We start from the raw sequence: 18,330 nt of genomic DNA on the forward strand, positions 1-18,330 counted from the left end.
GTCATTTATCGAAAAGGATCACATCATGCAGTATCGCCGCCTGGGCCATACCGACCTCAACGTCAGCCTGCTCAGCCTTGGCTCGATGACCTGGGGCCACCAGAACACCGAGCAGGATGCCCACCAGCAACTGGACGCCGCCGTCGCCGCCGGGATCAATCTGATCGATACCGCCGAGATGTACCCAACGCCGACCCGGGCCGAAACCTGGACCACCACGGAGCGCTTCATCGGCAGTTGGCTTGCTGCAAGCGGTAACCGCGACAAACTGGTGCTGGCAAGCAAGATTGCCGGGCCGTCGCGTGATCCTGCAGGGCAGACGCACATTCGTGACGGCCTCTCGCACCATGATCGGCGCAATATCGTTGCCGCGCTGGATGGCAGTCTCAAACGCCTGCGCACCGACTATCTGGACCTGTATCAGTTGCACTGGCCGGACCGCACCACCAACTTCTTCGGCGCGCGTGAATACCCCTACGTGGATGACCACCCGGACAGCGCTGCAATCGCTGAAACCCTGGCGGTGCTCGACGAACAGGTCAAAGCCGGCAAGGTCCGCCATATCGGCGTTTCCAACGAAACGCCGTGGGGCGTGGCGCAGTTCCTGCGGCACAGCGAACAACGCGATTTGCCGCGCATTGCCAGCATCCAGAACCCGTACAGCTTGCTCAACCGCCTGTATGAGAACGGCTTGTCGGAGTTCAGCCACCGTGACGGCGTGAGCTTGCTGGCGTATTCACCGCTGGCGTTCGGCACGCTGACCGGCAAATACCTCGATGGCGCACGCCCCGAAGGCGCTCGCCTGTCGTCGGTGTACCGCACCTTCAACCGCTACGACAGCAGTGAAGCCAACAGCGCCATCGCCAGCTATGTGCAGATCGCCGCCAAGCGAGGTTTGAGCCCAGCGCAGCTGGCGCTGGCCTTCGTCATCCGTCAGCCGTTCGTAGCCAGTGCCATTACTGGCCAGACCAGCCTGGCGCAGTTGCACGACAACCTCGGTGCGCTGGAGCTGCAACTGGATGACGAACTGCTGGCCGAGATTCAGGCTGTGCATCGGCGTACGCCAAATCCGGCGCCTTGAGCCAGGAGGTTGCATGAACGCGATCATTCCCGCTGCCCAGGTGCCGACGCTGGCAACCAGTGCGCGACTGTCGCGCTGGCGCCCTGCGCGGCCAGGGTTGTGCCTGGCCTGGGCGACCATCGGCTTGCTGTTGCTGGCGGTGGCACTGCCTGGTTGGCTGGCGCCGGCCGATCCTTTGCTGGCTGATGCGCGCCTGGCTTATCAACCGCCCAGCAGCCAGTTCTGGCTGGGTACCGATGAGAATGGTCGAGACGTGCTTAGCCGTGTTATTCACGGGGCGCGTGCATCCCTGCTTATCGGTTTCACCGCAACCCTGCTCGGGCTGGGCCTGGGCACCTTGCTAGGATTGCTTGCCGGCCTCGCACCGCGCTGGCTGGATAACCTGCTGATGCGCGCGGTGGATGTGCTGCTGGCATTTCCCGACCTGCTGCTGGCGCTGGTGGTGATCACGCTGTTTGGTCAGGGCACGACCAACTTGATCATTGCCGTCGGCATCGCCGCAGTGCCGCGCTATGCCCGGCTGGTGCGCGCGCAGACCATGAGCATCCGCCATGCCAGCTTCGTCGAGGCGGCACTGACCCTGGGTCGGCGGCCGCTGGCTGTGGTGTTTGCCCATGTCCTGCCCAATGCGGTGCAACCGGTCCTGATCCTCGCCTGCATCGGCCTTGGCGGGGCTATCACCGCCGCTGCCGCGCTGAGTTTTCTCGGTTTTGGCGCTCCGCCACCGGCACCCGAGTGGGGCGCAAGTATGGCAGTGGCACGCAATTTCATGGCCAACGCGCCCTGGCTGATGGCCTGGCCGGCGCTGGCAATTACCTTGACTGTGATTTCCATCAGCGCCATCGGCCGAGACTGGCTACGGCGCAGTGAGGGCAAAGGCCTATGAGTGGCTTGAATACGGCGTCGGCACTGGTCGACATCCGCGACCTGCGAGTGAGCTTCAACGGTGTAGCGGTGGTACACGGAGTCGATCTGCAGGTGCGCGCGGGGCAGTGCGTGGCGTTGGTTGGCGAGTCGGGCTCGGGCAAGAGCGTCACCGCCCGCAGCCTGGTCGGCCTGGCGGGCCCCGGCGCGCAGGTGCAGGCGCAACGGCTGGAGTTTGCCGGGCGCGACCTGCGTGTATTCGACCAGGCTGACTATCAACGCCTGCGCGGCGCGCAGATCGGTTTCATCATGCAGGACGCACTGGGTTCGCTCGACCCGTTGCGGCGGGTGGGTGGCGAAATCGAAGAGGCACTGCTGCTGCACTCTGACCTGGGCGCGGAGGCACGTCGTTTGCGGGTGCTGCAGTTGCTCGCCGAGGTCGGCGTGCCTGAGCCGCAGGTGCGCGCTCAGCAGTATTCGTGGCAGTTGTCGGGTGGCCTGCGTCAGCGCGCGTTGATCGCCTCGGCGATGGCCTGCCGGCCGCGCCTGCTGATCGCTGATGAGCCGACCACGGCGCTTGACGCGACCGTGCAGGCACAGATTCTGCGCCTGCTTGAACAACTGCGCGATGAGCAGAACAGCTTGTTGATGGTCAGCCATGATCTGGCAGTGGTGGCACGGTTGGCCGATTGGGTGGTGGTGATGCACGGCGGACATATAGTGGAGCAGGGCAGTGCCGAACAGATTCTGCAGGACCCGCAAGACCCTTACACCCAGCGCCTGCTCAGCGCCGCGCGTGCCGTCCACTTGCAGCGCCCAACGCAGCCTGCGCTGGCGTTGGTTGAGCCCAGTGCGAGCAGCATTGAACAGCCGGTATTGCTTGCTGCAAGCGGGCTGGGCAAATCCTTTGCCGGCCCCGACGGCAGCGTCCGCCAGGTGTTGAGCGAGGTATCGTTGCAGCTGCGCGCCGGGCAAACCCTGGGTGTGGTCGGTGAGTCCGGTTCTGGCAAAAGCACCCTGGGGCGCATCTTGCTCGGCCTGGAACAACCCGACCAGGGCCGGGTCGAGTTCGCCGGTAGCGACTGGTTGGCGCTCGGCGCCGAGCAGAAGCGGCGGGCGCGGCAGGGCATCCAGGTAGTGTTCCAGGACCCGCTGGCTTCGTTCGACCCTCGCTACAGCGTACTGCGCGTACTCAGCGAAGCGCTTGCGCTGGCCGGGGTGCCGCGCTCCTTGCAGCGGGCCGAGGCGGTGGCGTTGCTGGAGCGCGTGCAGTTGCCTGCCAGCGTGCTTGATCGGCGCCCGCTGGAGCTGTCCGGAGGCCAGCGTCAGCGCATTGCCATTGCCCGTGCACTGGCGATGAAACCGCGCCTGTTGATCTGCGACGAACCGGTGTCGGCGTTGGACGTGTCGGTACAGGCTCGCATCCTCGCCTTGCTGGCTGAACTCAAGGCCGAGCTGAACCTGGCCTGCCTGTTCATTTCCCATGATCTGGGTGTGGTCGAGCAGGTCAGCGATCATGTGCTGGTGATGCAAGCAGGCAGGGTGGTTGAGCAGGGTAGCGCCGCTCAGGTGTTGGGCCAGCCGCGCCATGCCTATACCCGGGCGCTGCTGGATGCGGTGCCGACGTTGCCACCTGCGCAGCCACTGTGGGTGCGCCGCCTCGCGGTATAAAGCTCAGCGCGCGAGTGCTGGGTTAGGTTTGTAAAAAAGGAACAGCCTGGTCTCGGCAGTCTTGCGGTAAGCCCTGGCCCAGGCTGGCCGCGCCGAGCGGTCGTGGAAATACAGGGCGCCATTGGTAGGGTCCTTGAGCTGCTGGTTGAGCGCCTTGCGGGCAATTTCCTTGGCAATGTCGTAGCGGTCCTTTTCCTCGACCTGGTCAGGGCGCCCGTCGCACCACCAGGAAAACTGGCAACTCTTGCTTTCGACCCCCTGCTTGACCACGCCGCAGATGGTGTCAGGGAAACCGTCCTGGCCGAGGCGATTGAGCACCACGCTGGCGACTGCGCTCATGTCCTTGGCATCGGCCTGTTTGGCCTCCCAGTAGATGGTGCGGGCCAGGCAGGTGATGCTGTCGTCCATCGGCGCCTGGCCACTGGGATCGACCGCCATGACCTCGCCTGAAGTCAGTGCCTCGTTTTTTTTCGGCGGCGGTGCGTCGTTGACGACCTTCTTCTCGAGCGCTTCGGCCTTGTCTTCGGCGACCGCGGCGGTGGGTGCATCGGCGGCAAGGGTGGGGCCTGCGAGCAGGGCCATGAACAAAGCAAAAATGATCGCTGACGCGCGCATGACGAGCCTCGCAGGTGGGTGCTGGAGGTCAGTCTAGCTGCCGCTGCGTTGGGCTGCCGCAACCTCAACTGCGGGCTGCAGAGGAACCGCTTCGTGCTGGGAGGCGGCGGGATGCGGCGCAATCATTGTTGTTCGGCCGCTCGCGAAGGAGTCGGCTGCACTTGAAGGGAAGCCGCCTGATGAGCATCAATATCGAAATCCTCTACTACCGAAACTTCAATTTCGATGGCAAGTTTCACTTGCGCTGTATCGGTCCAGACCTGCACAAGATCAAGCGTATTCGCTACGTGCTACGCGTCATCAACGCGCGAGGGCCCAAGCGACTGGACTCCTCCACCTCAAGCTCCCAGGTTGACAGCGGGCTGCTGGTTGACCATGGCTGTCCGGCCATTCTAGGCACCGATCTGAGGCACGGCCGCTTCGAGATAACCGCAAGCATCATCCTGACCGACGAGCAGATCATCCAGCTTGACCTGCCCTCCGATGCTGATGCCACCATCACTTGGCCAACGATGGTCATCGAGATCCAACCCGAAGAAACCGAACGGCGTATGCTGGATCGGGTCCCGCTGACGGGAGCCTCGTTACGCGTCAAACGTTCTGCAGCGCCGCCTGAATCTGGGCCCAGGCCTGTTTACGACCCACTGCTGCCCGTGTTCAGCGGACTGCCCGACGGCGCTGCCGACAAGGCTCTGCCGGCGCTGCTGGTCAAGTTCGGCAAGGACGGTTTTGCTTCCTTCGTTGCCGATCTTGAGCCGGACAGCCGCTCGAGGTTGGTCCGTCTGTGGCCGAACCTCAAGCAGGTCATCCAGCTGCAGCCGGTGCTGAGCGCTGAAGAGCATGACGACGACGCGCTTGCAGTGCTGCACGATTACTACCTGCTCGCACAGCCAGCAAGCATGTCCAGCGATACCTTCATCGCGCTACTACGAACCCTGGCGGCGCTGGACTACGTCGAGTCGCTATCCTTCCCGCCCGCCGAGCAGGAACCCGGCAACCTCATTGCCGCGGCGCTCGCTGCGCTAGTGGCGACACTGATCACGGGTGCGGCGGTGGTAGCGGGTGATGACGCTCACGACGATTCGCAACCGACGCCGGACTTCGATGCGCTGCAGACTTACCTGGATGCACCGACCGCCTCGCACAAAGGGATGAACATCCGCAGCGTCTGGAGCAAACAGGTGACCGGCAAGGGCACCCGCGTGCACTTTTCCGATGCGGGCTTGTTCGCCAGACATGAGGACCTGCGCGGGACTGAACGGCTACACGTGATCAGCGACCAACCCAACGCCGACCCGGCCCACGGTACCGCATCGGTGGGCGTGCTGTTTGCCCAGGCCAATTCGTTCGGCATGAACGGGATCTGCCATGATTGTGAGCTATACCTGTACGACAATCGGGCCATCGACCCCCGCAATTACCCCCGCACGCCCGCAGACCTGCTGCGCCAGGTACGCGCAGGCGACATCGTCGCCATCAACAGGCAAAGCGCCAGCATCCATGTACTCAGCACCTATTTGCCGTCGCTGCACGAGCGCGACTGGTGGGATGTGTGCGAGGCGCTGACCGCGCGCGGCGCGGTCGTGGTCAATGCCGCCGCCAATGGCAGCAATCAGTCGCTGGCGGACAAGGGCACGACGCGGGGGCACGGTGTCGATCTAGGCCAATGGCCTTACTTCGACGACCATGGCGATGCCTCGACCATTTTGGTAGGGGCCTGCCAGTCGTGGGACGGCAAGCCTCATCAGTACTCCAATTACGGCTACCGCTATCGAATGCTCAACGCGTGGGGTGATAGTGTCGCCACACTGGGCTACGGCAACCTACAGGACAAAAAAGGGGATGACCGAGACTACACCAACAGCTACGGTGGCACCTCCAGCGCAACCCCTTTGGTGACGGGTGCCCTGAGCCTGATTCAGTCCTACGCCATGCGCCAGCATCATGTTTATCTGAATGCCGACCAGATGCATTTGCTGGTGATGGCGACAGGTTATCAAGACGCGACCTTGCCTCTGACCGACGTCCTGCCGATGGGCAGTAGGCCGAACGTGGAAGCCGCGTTGGCGTTGCTCGACCGCCTGCTCGGCGGCGGCAGTTTCCGCGCCCACGACGAGCTGTAGCGGTTCGGATCAGCTATGGTCCGGGCTGCGTGATGGGCCAGACGCAGCAGTCAGACTCTGAACTGGTCCATCAATGCTTGCTGCTGGTTGGCCAGTTGATTGAGCGACTGGCTGACCCGCGCCGACTCGTTGGCCTGGCTTGACAGCGACTCGGTTACATCGCGAATGGTCGCGACGTTACTGTTTATCTCTTCCGCCACTGCGCTCTGCTCTTCGGCAGCGGATGCAATCTGCAGGTTCATGTCGGTGATCACCGTGACTGCCTGACCGATCCGTTGCAGCGCAGTGACCGCCTGACCGACTTGCTCGACGCCGCCCTGGGCCTGGCGGTGGCTGCTGTCCATGGCGTCGACTACTTCACGCGTGCCAGCTTGCAGCGCCTCGATCACCTGGCGAGTTTCTTCGACCGATTCCTGTGTGCGCCGGGCCAGATTGCGCACTTCATCAGCGACGACGGCGAAGCCGCGCCCGGCTTCGCCGGCGCGGGCTGCTTCGATCGCCGCGTTTAGGGCGAGCAAGTTGGTCTGTTCGGCGATCGAACGAATCACCTCGAGCACCGAGCCGATTTTTTCGCTGTTGCCGGCCAGCCCTTCGACCTGGGCCATGGCACTGCTCATGTTGGCCGCCAGGCTGTCGATGCTGTCGGTAGTCTGGCCGATCACGGCCAGGCCTTCACGGGTAGCCAGGTCAGCTTCGCGGGCGGCCTGAGCAGCTTGCGCTGCGCTGCGCGCGACGTCCTGCGCGGTAGCACTCATCTCATGCGAGGCCGTGGCGGCCTGGTCGACCTGGCGGTACTGCTGCTCCATACCGGCGCTGGTCTGGCTGGCAATCGCAGCAGACTGGTCAGCTGTACCGCGGGCGGCCTGCACCGAGCGTTTGACGTCAGCGATGGTGGGCTGCAGCTTGTCGAGGAAGCGGTTGAACCAACCAGCCAGTTCACCGAGTTCATCACGCTTGTCGTACTGCAGGCGACGGGTCAGGTCGCCTTCACCACTGGCGATGTCCTTGAGCATCGCTGCCACGCCCAGGATCGGCCGGGTGACGCCTCGCGCCATTAGCCAGACCAAGAGCAAGCCGGCCAAGGCGGCGCCCAGGCCCAGCCCCAGCTCAAGCAAGGTGCCGCTGGTATTGAGTGCGTCGAGCTCGTTCTTCAGCGCTTCGGCAGGGCCGGTCAGGGCGCTTTGCGGCACGTCGAGCAATACGCCCCACGGCTTGCTGCCGGGAATCGGCTGAAACGCTGCCAGCACTTTCAAACGCTGTTCAGCGTGAACAATCTGCAATTTGCCGTCCGCCAGCTTGCGCACCAACTCGGCGCCTTGCGCGGTATCGACCTGGTCGAAACGCTGGGCCAGCTTGCTTGAGTCGGCGCTGTAGCCTGCGAGCAGGCCGACCGGGCTGAGGATGCCGACCGTGGTCTGGCCTTGATAAAGGCCGCGGCTGGCTTCTTCGCTCATGGCCTGCAAGCTGCTCAGGTTGATGTCCACCGACAGCGTGGCAATCACCTTGCCCTTGACCGACAGCGGGAAGACGATGCTCGTCATCAACACCTGTTGGCCGTCGATGGCATAGAAATACGGCTCGACCACGCAGACCTTGCCGGTACTGCGCGGGCATACCCACCAGGTGTTGGCCGGTTGCCCGCTGGGGCCGGTTTCGATGTTGGCCATGTCCAGTTCAGGCAAGGCCATTGAGGTCAGTTTGCCGGCCTGCGGTTGCGACCAATACAAGGCAAAACGGCCAGTTTCGTTGCTGCCCAACTCGTGCTGATTGGTGAACAGGCTGTCCTTGCCATCCAGCGCGTCAGGCTCGAACACCAGCGACAGGCCTAGCAGCTCAGGGTTGGCCAGCAGGGCGCTGCGCACTTGTGCGGTCATGTCTTCGCGCAGGTCAAAGGCGTCCAGATAGCGTTTTTCCGCCTGCTCGCGCAAGAACAGCACCTGCCGAGCAAAACCTGCGCCGTACTGGTAGGCGTCCATGAACTGGCGGCGAATGTTCAGCGCCTGTACTTCACCCTGCGATTCGATGCGGGCTTGAGCTGAGTCGGAGAGCATCTTCATGCTGCTGGCCTTTACCAAATCGGAGCTGTGGTCCATGCGGTACAGGGACAGACCGACCAGTAGCGTGACGATGGCGGCCAGGCACAAGCCGGCGAGCAGGGTGATCTTCCACTGGATAGACAGTTGTCGCAGAGGCATTTTGGGAAAGTCCCTTGTATTAGGTCTGCACTCTGTGTCGGCGACCACAGGATTTTCTTTATTCAAACGTTCAATTGAATTCGGCCTTGGCCGATTTGACATCTGTCGACTCGCCCTTCAGAGTGTGCGCCCTTCGCATTGCACCCCTCTGGACCGGCCGCTGCCTGTGTGCAGCCTGACGCCGGTGCCAATGCTTTCCGTCTGTCGTAACGAGGTAGTCCACACCATGAATGCAGTCATTGCCGCGGTCGGCATCATGCTGATATTGAGCCTGTCCCGCGTGCATGTGGTGATCGCATTGATCATCGGTGCGCTGACCGGCGGCCTGGTCGGCGGCCTGGGTATCGAGGGCACGTTGAAGGCCTTCAATGGTGGGCTGGGCGGCGGCGCCACGGTCGCGTTGTCCTACGCGCTGCTTGGCGCATTTGCCGTAGCCATTGCCAAATCGGGCCTGGCTCACGCGCTGGCAGATCGGGCCTTGAATATGATCGAGCGCCAGGGCCATAGCGAAGGTGGCAAGGTCAAATGGTTGCTGATCGGCCTGATGCTGGTGGTGGCCGTGTCGTCGCAGAACATACTGCCCATTCACATTGCCTTCATCCCCCTGTTGGTGCCGCCGCTGTTGTATGTGCTGACCCGACTGCGCATCGATCGGCGGCTGATTGCCTGCGTGATCACCTTTGGCCTGATCACGCCGTACATGTTCCTGCCGGTTGGCTTTGGCAACATCTTCCTCAATCAAATCCTGCTGGCCAATGTCAGCCGCGCCGGGGTCGACGTCAGCGCGGTCAACGTTACCCAGGCGATGGCCATTCCTGCGGCCGGCATGCTCGCCGGGCTGCTCCTGGCAGTGTTCGTCAGCTACCGCAAGAAACGCGACTATGACCTGGCGAAAATCGAGCAGGTCGAGCAGGTCAGTGTCAGCTACAACCCCTTGACGCTGATGGTCGCTGGCCTGGCGATCGCAGCAGCGTTCATCATTCAGCTGTGGCTGGATTCGATGATCATAGGCGCCATGGTCGGTTTTCTGATCTTTTCGCTGTCGGGCATCGTGCGCTGGAAAGACACTGATGATCTGTTTACCGAAGGCATGAAGATGATGGCCATGATCGGCTTCATCATGATTGCCGCCTCGGGCTTTGCCGACGTGATGAAGGCAACCGGCGAGGTCAACAGCCTGGTCCAGGCCTCTGCGCAGTGGATCAACCACAGTAAGGGCGTTGGTGCCTTGCTGATGTTGCTGGTGGGCTTGCTGGTGACTATGGGCATCGGCTCGTCGTTCTCTACCGTTCCCATTCTAGCCGCGATCTTCGTGCCGCTGTGTGTGCAACTGGGCTTCGATCCAGTGGCTACAGTGTGCATCGTCGGCACAGCGGGTGCATTGGGTGACGCCGGGTCGCCAGCATCGGATTCGACCCTGGGGCCGACTTCGGGCTTGAATGTGGACGGCCAGCATCACCACATCTGGGACACCGTGGTGCCGACCTTCCTCCATTACAACCTGCCACTGCTGGCCTTTGGCTGGCTTGCGGCGATGGTGCTCTGACGCCCCGCGTCAGCCCTTGTTGGTCAACGGTGTGATGCGGTTGAGGACGGTGCTGCCGTCCTTGCTGCGGGTCAGGTAGACCGGCAACACCTTGGGCAGGTTATCGACCATGCGCTTGACTTCGCGGGTGTTGTACACGCCGCTGACGCGGATTGCGCCGGTACTGTCATCGGCCAACAGCAGCGGGCGCTCCAGGTAGCGGTTGATCACCGGCAGGGCCTGGGCCAGGCTGAGGTTGTCCAGCACCAGCTTGCCACTGCGCCAGGCCAGGCTGTTGTCGGCGTCATCATTCTGCGCCAGGGTCGGCTCGAAATCGCCGGCGTGATAACTGGCTTGCATGCCCGGGCCCAGTCGATAGCCGCCATCGTCACCGTGGCTGCTGACCAGTACCGAGCCTTCAACCAACGTCACCTTGACCTCGTCGTTGTACTTCCAGACGTTGAATTGGGTCCCGGTTACCCGCGTCTGGCCGTTGCCGGCGCGCACGATGAACGGGTGGGCGGTGTCGTGGGTAACCTTGAAAAACGCCTCGCCGCGGGTAAGCGTGACCTGGCGTTGATCTTTGTAATTGAAGAAGCGCAGTTCGCTGTGCAGGTTGAGCTCGACCTGGCTGCCATCGCTCAGTTGCACCTGGCGCACCTGATCGGTAGCTTCGAAATGCTGGTAGTGATTGGGTAGCCAGCCTTGCTCCCAACCGACCCAGCCAGCCAGCGGCAGGGCCAGCAGGGCAATGGCTGCAGCCGAAGCGAATGGCCGCCAGTGGCGTGGCTGCGCCTTGCGTATTGGGCGGGCGCCAATCTCGACGACAGCCGTGCGGCGTGGCAACAGGTCAGCGGTCTGCCAGATTTCCTGCATCGCGCGGTATTCAGCAAAGTGCCGCGGGTCGGCCGCCAGCCACAGATCAAATGCCTCGCGCTCGGCCGCCGTGCAGTCATCGGCATGCAGGCGCATGCACCAATGCGCCGCAGCGTCGGTGATGGCATCGTCCTGGTTGGGGGTCAAACGGTCCTGATTCATTACGGCTCCCGGTTTTGCGCATTCTACCCCTGCCAAGGGGGTCCCGAGAACCGAGATAATGGCGAATGACTATCAGATACGCGATATTTCGTCAGCTTTGCCTATCTGCGGACGCTAATCAGCGTCCGCAGCGCTGATTTATCAGGCCAGCTCCAGCCAGATCGGCGCGTGATCGGAAGGTTTTTCCATGCCGCGCAGGTCATAGTCAACACCAGCGTCCTTGAGTCGTGGCAGCAAGCCACTCGAAGCCATGATCAGATCAATGCGCAGACCGCGCTTGGGCTGGTCTTCAAAGCCGCGGCTGCGGTAGTCGAACCAGCTGAAACGGTCGCTGACCTGCGGGTTCAGGTAGCGAAAGCTGTCGACCAGGCCCCAGTCCTTGAGACGCTGCATCCACTCACGCTCCTCTGGCAGGAAACTGCATTTGCCAGTCTTTAGCCAGCGCTTGGCGTTGTCAGCGCCGATGCCAATGTCGCAATCTTCAGGCGAGATGTTGACGTCGCCCATCACGATCAGCGGCTGCTGATTGTCGAACTGGCCTTCGAGCAGCACCTGCAGGTCGCTGTAGAAACGCTGCTTGGCGGGGAACTTAGTGGGATGGTCGCGGCTTTCTCCCTGCGGGAAGTAACCGTTCATGATGGTGATCGGGGTGCCGTTGGCGTCGGCGAAGGTGCCCCAGATGAAGCGCCGTTGGGCGTCCTCTTCGTCACTGGCAAAACCTTTGTGCAGTGCCAGCGGCGCCTGGCGCGAGAGCAAGGCGACGCCATAGTGGCCCTTCTGGCCGTGGTAATGCACGTGGTAGCCCAGGGCTTGCACGTCAGCCAAGGGGAACTGCTCGTCACTGACTTTGGTTTCCTGCAGGCCGATAACGTCTGGCTGATGCTTCTCGATCAGCGCCGCCAGCTGATGCGGACGGGCGCGCAGGCCGTTGATGTTGAACGAGACGATCTTCATGGCGAGGCAACCCCGGTAAAACTGCGGATGCTATCGAACATCGGCGCTCATCGCCAGCATGGCGGCGCTGCCTGCGCGCAGCGGTGAACCAACCCGCGCTGCCTCGCCTCCAAGGTGTACGTTCACTCCATGAAGGTTTAACTGCAATGCCCGACGATATCCGCGCAACCGCTCGCACCTGTTTGCTCGACAAGGGCTACCGCCGCGAGGTGCGCGCTGTGCTGTACGAAGTCTATCGGCAAGAGCCGACCGTTGCCTATCTGTTCGAGGCGCAGCGCCCTGGCTATGAACGGCGCCTGCGCGCCATGATTCGGGCATGGGTTCGCCAGCACTTCTACCTGCAGCTACCGGCAGTGGGCCTGATGGTCGAAGACCGTCTGGCCGGGGTGGCGCTGATCGTGCCGCCGCTGCGGCGCCTTGGCGTGGCTGACAGTTGGATGTGGCGCTTGCGCATGATCATCGGCACCGGCCTGCGCTGCACCCGCCGCTACCTGGATTATCAGGCAGCGTTGGTAGGGAGCTTGCCGTCAGATCAGGTACATATGCTGCCACTGCTGGGCGTGCACCCTGACTTCAGGAGTCAGCAGCACGCTGAACAATTGTTACAGGCTGTTCATGACTGGTGCGCCGAGGAGCCAGGCAGCCATGGCGTGGTGCTGGATACCGGCAATGCGCGTTATCTGGCGTTCTACAAGCTTCAGGGGTATCAGGAGATTGGCGAAATTGCTATAGGTCCAGTCACTGAGCGGGTGTTTTTTCATCCCAATCCGTTGTCATCCAGGTCTGTAACAGGGTGACCTGCGCGCTAGACGGCTCCCTTGCGCAACAAGCTCTGGTAGCATGCGCAGCATGACGTATTCAGGAAGATTGACCTGGGGCCTGATCATCCTGGCCGCCAGCAGCACAGTATGGGCCCAGAGCGAACTGCTGGTGCGGGTCAAACCCGCCAACAAGGCGCTCAAGGCGAATGTCGAAGGCTATATTGGCAGCCTGGGAGACCGTGACGAGGACGCATTACTGCGTTTCAGTCGCGGCGCCGAAGAGCAGGCGCGCAAAGCCGCACAGGCACTTGGCTACTATCAGGCCCAGATCGACACCGAGGTCAAGGCGCCGACCGGGCCTGACCAGCATCCGCAATTGATCATTCGCATTGACCCCGGTGAGCCGGTGCGCTTGCGCAATGTCACTGTGCGCATCGAGGGCCCGGCCACCGAGCTGAAGAGTTTTCGTGTGCCCGATAGCGCCGCGCTGCGCCCCGGCGAACGCCTCAATCATGGTCTGTATGAAGACGCCAAGCGTCTGATCCAGAATCAGGCTTCGCGTTACGGCTTTTTCAAAGGGCGCTTTACCAGCCAGCGCCTGGCTGTAGATCCGCAGGCCGGCGTTGCCGACATCGAACTGGTGTATCAAAGCGGGCCACGCTTTCAGCTTGGCGCCGTGCACTTTGCCGGCGACACGCCGCTGGACCAGGACCTGCTGCAGCGCATGGTGCCGTTCAAGGCCGGTACGCCCTATGATTCCGAGCTCATCGCCGAACTCAACAACGACCTGCAGTCGAGCGGCTATTTCGAAGGCGTGCGGGTCGATGCGGCGCCCACCGCTGCGGTGGGCGAACAGATCCCGGTCGACGTCAGCCTGGAAACCCGCAAACCACGCACCATGGGCCTGGGCCTGGGCTTCTCGACCGACGTTGGCCCGCGCGGCAAGGCCAACTGGACACGCCATTGGGTCAACCCGCAGGGTCACAGCTATGGTTGGGAAACCGAACTGTCGGCGCCGCGGCAGAATGTCGGCCTGTGGTATGACATACCGCTGGATCCGCCACTGACCGACAAACTGCGCTTCGCCGGTGGCTACCAGAATGAAGAGATCGCAGGCACCGATACCGTCAGCAAGCTGCTCACCGTTGGCCCTGAATGGCACAGCAAGCTGCCCAGCGGCTGGCAGCGGGTGGTGTCGCTCAAGTATCAGCGCGAAGAGTACAAGCTGGGGGATGACTCCGGTTTGAGCAAGCTGCTGATGCCTGGGGTAAGTTACTCGTACCTGCGCAGTGACAACCGCATCGACCCGCACAATGGCTACCGTCTGCAGTTCGATGTGCAGGTGGCCAAGGAAGGGCTGATGTCTGACACCAACCTGCTACACGGCAACGTCCTGCTCAAGGGCCTGACTACCCTGGGCCAGAATCACCGGCTGCTCGGCCGGCTGCAATTCGGTGGCAGCGCCACCAACAGCTATCAGAGCAAGATTCCGCCCTCGTTGCGCTTCTTCGCCGGTGGCGACCAAAGCGTGCGTGGTTACGACTACCAGACCCTGTCTCCGAAAAACAGCGACGGCGACCGTATTGGTGGCCGCTACATGGTGGCCGGTAGCGCCGAATACCAGTATTCGGTGGCCGAGAAGTGGCGTATCGCGACCTTTGTCGATCAAGGCAACTCGTTCAACTCGCTGGATCTGCCCAGCCTGAAAACCGGCGTCGGTGTCGGCGTACGTTGGGTGTCGCCGGTCGGGCCATTGCGCCTGGACCTGGCCAAGGCACTGGACGACGACGGCGGCATCCGCCTGCACTTCTCGATGGGGCCTGAGCTGTGACGCGTGCTTTGAAGTACATATTAATCAGTCTGCTGGGCTTTGCGCTGCTGATCGCACTGAGTCTGAGCCTGCTATTGGGCACGCAAGCCGGTAGCCGCTGGGCGCTGGGCCTGGTGCCAGGTCTGACGGTCGACGACTTCCAGGGCCAGCTTGGCAGTAACTGGCAGGCCCGTCGCTTGAGTTGGGACGACGGCGCCAGCCGGGTCGAGGTGCAGGCACCGCAGTTGAGCTGGTCGCCGCTGTGCCTGCTACGGGCCACCCTGTGTATCGAGCGCCTGCAGGCTGAGCGCATCGACATGGCATTTGCCGCCAGTGAAACCGTAGCCGACAGCAACCCGCTGCAGTTGCCGACGCTGCGCCTGCCAGTGGCTATCGAACTGGGCGAAGTGAAACTTGGCCAACTGCGCCTGGATGGCAGTGACCTGCTGGGTGACCTGCAGCTTGCGGCGCACTGGAGCAACAATGGCCTGCGCATCGATACCTTGCAGTTGCAACGCGATGACCTGCATGTGAGCGTGCAGGGCGACGTGCAGCCCGAGGGCGACTGGCCAGTGCAACTGACTGGCAGCGTGCAGCTGCCGCCGGTAGAGGGGCAGGCCTGGCAACTGGCGCTGAATGCCACCGGCGAGCTGCAGAAGACACTCAATCTGGACGCAACCAGCACCGGCTACCTGAGCGCCCGCCTTACCGGTGAACTGCAGGCTTTGGCGGAGCACCTGCCAGCCAGACTGCGGCTTGAGTCGGCCGCCTTCAAGCCGGTTGCGACGCTGCCGGATACCTTGCAGCTCGAGCAACTCAAGCTGGATGCCGTGGGCGATCTGGACAAGGGCTACCAGCTCTCCGGCTCGGCCAATCTGCCGGCCGAGCAGGGGCCTATAGGTCTGCTGTTGGCGGGCAAGGTCGACGCCAAAGGCGCCCGACTGGATGCTTTGGACCTGAACGCCAGCGACAGCCAACGGCTCAAGCTGCAAGCCACTGCCGACTGGCAGCAGGGGCTGATTGCCGACGCCAAAGTCGATTGGCAGGACTTCCCGTGGCTGCGTCTGTATCCGCTTGAAGAAGCGCCGCAAGTGGTGCTCAAACGGTTGACTGCGGATGTACAGTACCGCGATGGCAACTATCAAGGTTCGTTCAAGGGTGATCTGGACGGCCCGGCCGGTGCATTCAATTTGAGTAGCCCGTTCGAGGGTGACTTGAGCCACGTACGCCTGCCGCAATTACTGCTCAGCGCAGGGCAGGGCAAAGCTGCCGGCAGCGTCATCGTCGGTTTTGCCGAGAAGATCAGTTGGGACGTCGACCTGCAGCTTTCAGCGCTCGATCCAGCCTACTGGCTTGCCGAGCTGCCAGGCACGCTCGCCGGGCCGCTGCGCAGCAAGGGCGAACTGCACAACGAGCGCCTGCAACTGAGCGCCTTGCTCGACCTCAAAGGCCGCTTGCGCGGTCAACCAGCAGTGCTCAAGGCCGAGGCCGAGGGGGCTGGCGACAGTTGGACACTTGGCGCCCTGGCCATCCAGTTGGGCGACAACCGCATCAACGGCAGCGGTAGCCTGCAGCAGCGCCTGGCCGGCCGGATCGATCTGGATATGCCGCGCCTTGGCCAGCTGTGGCCCCGCTTGCAGGGCCAGGTCAAAGGTCGCCTCGACCTCGCCGGGACCCTGCAAGCGCCGCAGGGCACTTTGAGTGTGCAGGGGCAACAACTGGCTCAGGCAGAAAACCGTGTGCAACGACTTGATCTCGATGCCCGCCTGGACAGCGCCCAGCGCGGCCAACTCACCCTCAAAGCGGGCAATATTCGCCTGGGCGAGACTTCGCTTGGCAATCTGAACATTGCCGGCAAAGGCGATATTCGCCAGCAGGCCGTGACGCTGGCGCTGGCGGGTCCGCAGCTCAAGCTCGACCTGGCTGCCGACGGTCAACTGGCCAAGGGTGACTGGCGTGGTCGTCTTGCCAGTGGTCGGATTCAAGCTGGCGGGCAGGACTGGCAGTTGCAGGCGCCGGCCCGTTTGCAGCGCTTGGCCAACGGTCAGCTGGATTTCGGTGCCCATTGCTGGCGCTCGGGCCAGGCCAGTCTGTGTGGCGAAGACCAGCGCCTGGCGCCGGAGCCGCGGCTGCGTTACCACCTCAAGCAGTTCCCGATCGAGAGCCTGGCACAGTGGATGCCCAAGGACTTCGCCTGGCAGGGGCAGCTCAATGCCGACATCAATCTGGATATTCCTGCCGCCGGACCCAAAGGCACGATACGCGTGGATGCCAGTGGCGGCACCCTGCTCGTGCGTGATGGTCAGCGCTGGCTGGATTTCCCGTACCAGGTCCTGCGCCTGGACAGCACGCTCAATCCGCGCCGTATCGACACGGTGCTGAACTTCCGCGGCGAGCGCCTTGGCGAGCTCGCGCTGACAACCCGTCTCGACCCGTTGGGCAAGGACAAGCCGCTGTCTGGCGACTTTCGTCTGAGCGGGCTCGACCTGGCGATCGCGCGGCCATTCGTGCCAATGGTCGAGCGCCTTGCCGGGCAGCTCAACGGCAGCGGCCGCTTGTCTGGCTCTTTGCTTGCACCGCAAGTCAATGGCACTCTGGCCCTCACTGGCGGCGAAGTCAGCGGTGCGCAGCTGCCGGTCAGCCTGCAGGATCTGTCGGTGCAGGCGCTGATTGCAGGGGAACAGGTTCAGTTGCAAGGCGGCTGGCGCAGCGGTACAGCCGGTCGCGCTCAGCTCAGCGGCAACCTGACCTGGGACCAGGCGCTGGCGATGCAACTGCGCTTGCAGGGTCAGCAACTGCCAGTCACGGTCGAGCCTTATGCCACGTTGGAAGTAGCCCCTGACCTGACCATAAGCCTTGAAGGCGAACAGCTCGCGGTCAAGGGCAAGGTATTGGTACCCAAGGGTGCAATTACCGTACGTGAGCTGCCACCCTCCACGGTCAAAGTGTCCGACGATACTGTCATTATCGGCAATCAGACCGAACAGGGCACGCCGCCAATGGCCATCGCCATGGACGTCAATGTCGAGGTCGGCCAGGACAAACTGTCGTTCAATGGTTTTGGTCTGACCGCCAACTTGCGCGGGCACGTGCACATTGGTGACAACATGGATACCCGTGGCGAACTGAGCCTGGCCGATGGCCGGTATCGCGCCTACGGCCAGCGCCTGACAATCCGCCGTGCACGGTTGTTGTTCGCAGGTCCCATCGATCAGCCCTACCTGGATATCGAAGCGATTCGCCAGGTTGACGATGTGATTGCCGGTATTCGTCTGAGTGGCAGCGCTGAGCAGCCGACCACCCAGGTGTTCGCCGAGCCAGCGATGAGCCAGGAGCAGGCATTGTCTTATCTGGTACTGGGGCGGCCGCTGGGTGGCTCCGGCGAAGACAACAACATGCTTGCCGAAGCAGCCCTGGGTCTGGGCCTTGCCGGCAGCGCCGGGCTCACTGGCAGCATGGCGTCCAATCTGGGCATCGAGGACTTCCAGCTCGATACCGAAGGCTCGGGCAACACCACCAGCGTGGTCGCCAGTGGCAATCTGACCGAGCGCCTGAGCCTGCGTTATGGGGTGGGTGTATTCGAGCCGGCCAACACCATCGCTCTGCGTTACAAGCTGAGCAAGAAGGTATATCTGGAGGCGGCCAGTGGCTTGGCCAGCTCGTTGGATATCTTCTACAAGCGCGACTTCTGAT

12 protein-coding genes and 1 pseudogene are annotated in these 18,330 nt (G+C 62.7%); 8 read left to right on the forward strand and 5 right to left on the reverse strand.

The window, feature by feature from the left end; translation table 11 throughout:
* The first annotated feature begins 25 nt into the window (after nucleotides 1–25).
* Genes AC58X1_RS01870 through AC58X1_RS01880 form a run of 3 tightly spaced genes read left to right on the forward strand, consistent with a single transcriptional unit; the run spans nucleotide 26 to nucleotide 3,616 of the window.
* Nucleotides 26–1,081 (forward strand): NADP(H)-dependent aldo-keto reductase, encoded by a 1,056-nt coding sequence (locus AC58X1_RS01870; protein ID WP_497428188.1) that lies wholly within the window; start codon nucleotides 26–28, stop codon nucleotides 1,079–1,081.
* A 13-nt stretch (nucleotides 1,082–1,094) separates the two neighbouring features.
* Nucleotides 1,095–1,967, forward strand: coding sequence for an ABC transporter permease (locus AC58X1_RS01875; protein ID WP_150569403.1), 873 nt, complete (start codon nucleotides 1,095–1,097; stop codon nucleotides 1,965–1,967).
* Nucleotides 1,964–3,616 (forward strand): dipeptide ABC transporter ATP-binding protein, encoded by a 1,653-nt coding sequence (locus AC58X1_RS01880; protein WP_497428189.1) that lies wholly within the window; start codon nucleotides 1,964–1,966, stop codon nucleotides 3,614–3,616. The genes AC58X1_RS01875 and AC58X1_RS01880 overlap by 4 nt, the downstream gene beginning before the upstream one ends.
* Before the next feature lie 3 nt (nucleotides 3,617–3,619).
* Here AC58X1_RS01880 and AC58X1_RS01885 read toward each other — a convergent pair whose 3' ends face one another.
* Nucleotides 3,620–4,231, reverse strand: a complete 612-nt coding sequence (locus AC58X1_RS01885) for a cell wall hydrolase (protein WP_101318973.1) — start codon at nucleotides 4,229–4,231, stop codon at nucleotides 3,620–3,622.
* Nucleotides 4,232–4,410: 179 nt separating this feature from the next.
* Between AC58X1_RS01885 and AC58X1_RS01890 the strand changes: the two genes are divergently transcribed.
* A complete protein-coding gene (locus AC58X1_RS01890) occupies nucleotides 4,411–6,354 on the forward strand; it encodes a S8 family serine peptidase (protein WP_497428190.1) in 1,944 nt (647 codons plus the stop codon).
* 50 nt (nucleotides 6,355–6,404) lie between these two features.
* Here the strand turns inward: AC58X1_RS01890 and AC58X1_RS01895 are convergent, their stop codons facing one another.
* Both AC58X1_RS01895 and AC58X1_RS01900 read right to left on the reverse strand, forming a co-directional pair.
* Nucleotides 6,405–7,160, reverse strand: a complete 756-nt coding sequence (locus tag AC58X1_RS01895; protein WP_371411609.1) for a methyl-accepting chemotaxis protein — start codon at nucleotides 7,158–7,160, stop codon at nucleotides 6,405–6,407.
* 102 nt (nucleotides 7,161–7,262) lie between these two features.
* Nucleotides 7,263–8,651, reverse strand: a pseudogene (locus AC58X1_RS01900) (methyl-accepting chemotaxis protein); the annotation flags it as partial.
* Nucleotides 8,652–8,775: 124 nt separating this feature from the next.
* On the opposite strand from AC58X1_RS01900, the gene AC58X1_RS01905 reads away from it, so the two are divergent.
* Nucleotides 8,776–10,095 (forward strand): Na+/H+ antiporter family protein, encoded by a 1,320-nt coding sequence (locus AC58X1_RS01905; RefSeq protein ID WP_101318979.1) that lies wholly within the window; start codon nucleotides 8,776–8,778, stop codon nucleotides 10,093–10,095.
* Nucleotides 10,096–10,104: 9 nt separating this feature from the next.
* On the opposite strand, the gene AC58X1_RS01910 is transcribed toward AC58X1_RS01905, so the two are convergent.
* Both AC58X1_RS01910 and xthA read right to left on the reverse strand, forming a co-directional pair.
* Nucleotides 10,105–11,112, reverse strand: a complete 1,008-nt coding sequence (locus tag AC58X1_RS01910; RefSeq protein ID WP_497428191.1) for a FecR family protein — start codon at nucleotides 11,110–11,112, stop codon at nucleotides 10,105–10,107.
* A gap of 141 nt (nucleotides 11,113–11,253) precedes the next feature.
* Nucleotides 11,254–12,066 (reverse strand): exodeoxyribonuclease III, encoded by an 813-nt coding sequence (gene xthA / locus AC58X1_RS01915; protein ID WP_150569397.1) that lies wholly within the window; start codon nucleotides 12,064–12,066, stop codon nucleotides 11,254–11,256.
* A gap of 146 nt (nucleotides 12,067–12,212) precedes the next feature.
* Here xthA and AC58X1_RS01920 point away from each other — a divergent pair, with 146 nt between their 5' ends.
* From AC58X1_RS01920 to AC58X1_RS01930, 3 genes are read left to right on the forward strand one after another with little or no spacing between them, the layout of a single operon-like run.
* A complete protein-coding gene (locus AC58X1_RS01920) occupies nucleotides 12,213–12,863 on the forward strand; it encodes a GNAT family N-acetyltransferase (protein ID WP_497428192.1) in 651 nt (216 codons plus the stop codon).
* Nucleotides 12,864–12,915: 52 nt separating this feature from the next.
* The gene (locus AC58X1_RS01925; protein ID WP_181087805.1) at nucleotides 12,916–14,658 is read left to right on the forward strand and encodes an autotransporter assembly complex protein TamA; all 1,743 of its coding nucleotides are present in this window, start codon (nucleotides 12,916–12,918) and stop codon (nucleotides 14,656–14,658) included.
* Entirely contained in the window at nucleotides 14,655–18,329 is a 3,675-nt protein-coding gene (locus tag AC58X1_RS01930; protein ID WP_497428193.1) for a translocation/assembly module TamB domain-containing protein, read from the forward strand. The genes AC58X1_RS01925 and AC58X1_RS01930 overlap by 4 nt, the downstream gene beginning before the upstream one ends.
* Nucleotide 18,330 lies beyond the last annotated feature (1 nt).

Source organism: Pseudomonas sp. PGPR N4, from assembly GCF_059693665.1.

Excerpts from the sequence above, each read along its gene's own strand:
- AC58X1_RS01870 (WP_497428188.1), top strand. The coding sequence starts at position 26 with ATGCAGTATCGCCGCCTGGGCCATACCGACCTCAACGTCAGCCTGCTC.
- AC58X1_RS01875 (WP_150569403.1), top strand. The coding sequence starts at position 1,095 with ATGAACGCGATCATTCCCGCTGCCCAGGTGCCGACGCTGGCAACCAGT.
- AC58X1_RS01880 (WP_497428189.1), top strand. The coding sequence starts at position 1,964 with ATGAGTGGCTTGAATACGGCGTCGGCACTGGTCGACATCCGCGACCTG.
- AC58X1_RS01885 (WP_101318973.1), bottom strand. The coding sequence starts at position 4,231 with ATGCGCGCGTCAGCGATCATTTTTGCTTTGTTCATGGCCCTGCTCGCA.
- AC58X1_RS01890 (WP_497428190.1), top strand. The coding sequence starts at position 4,411 with ATGAGCATCAATATCGAAATCCTCTACTACCGAAACTTCAATTTCGAT.
- AC58X1_RS01895 (WP_371411609.1), bottom strand. The coding sequence starts at position 7,160 with ATGGAGCAGCAGTACCGCCAGGTCGACCAGGCCGCCACGGCCTCGCAT.
- AC58X1_RS01905 (WP_101318979.1), top strand. The coding sequence starts at position 8,776 with ATGAATGCAGTCATTGCCGCGGTCGGCATCATGCTGATATTGAGCCTG.
- AC58X1_RS01910 (WP_497428191.1), bottom strand. The coding sequence starts at position 11,112 with ATGAATCAGGACCGTTTGACCCCCAACCAGGACGATGCCATCACCGAC.
- xthA (WP_150569397.1), bottom strand. The coding sequence starts at position 12,066 with ATGAAGATCGTCTCGTTCAACATCAACGGCCTGCGCGCCCGTCCGCAT.
- AC58X1_RS01920 (WP_497428192.1), top strand. The coding sequence starts at position 12,213 with ATGCCCGACGATATCCGCGCAACCGCTCGCACCTGTTTGCTCGACAAG.
- AC58X1_RS01925 (WP_181087805.1), top strand. The coding sequence starts at position 12,916 with ATGACGTATTCAGGAAGATTGACCTGGGGCCTGATCATCCTGGCCGCC.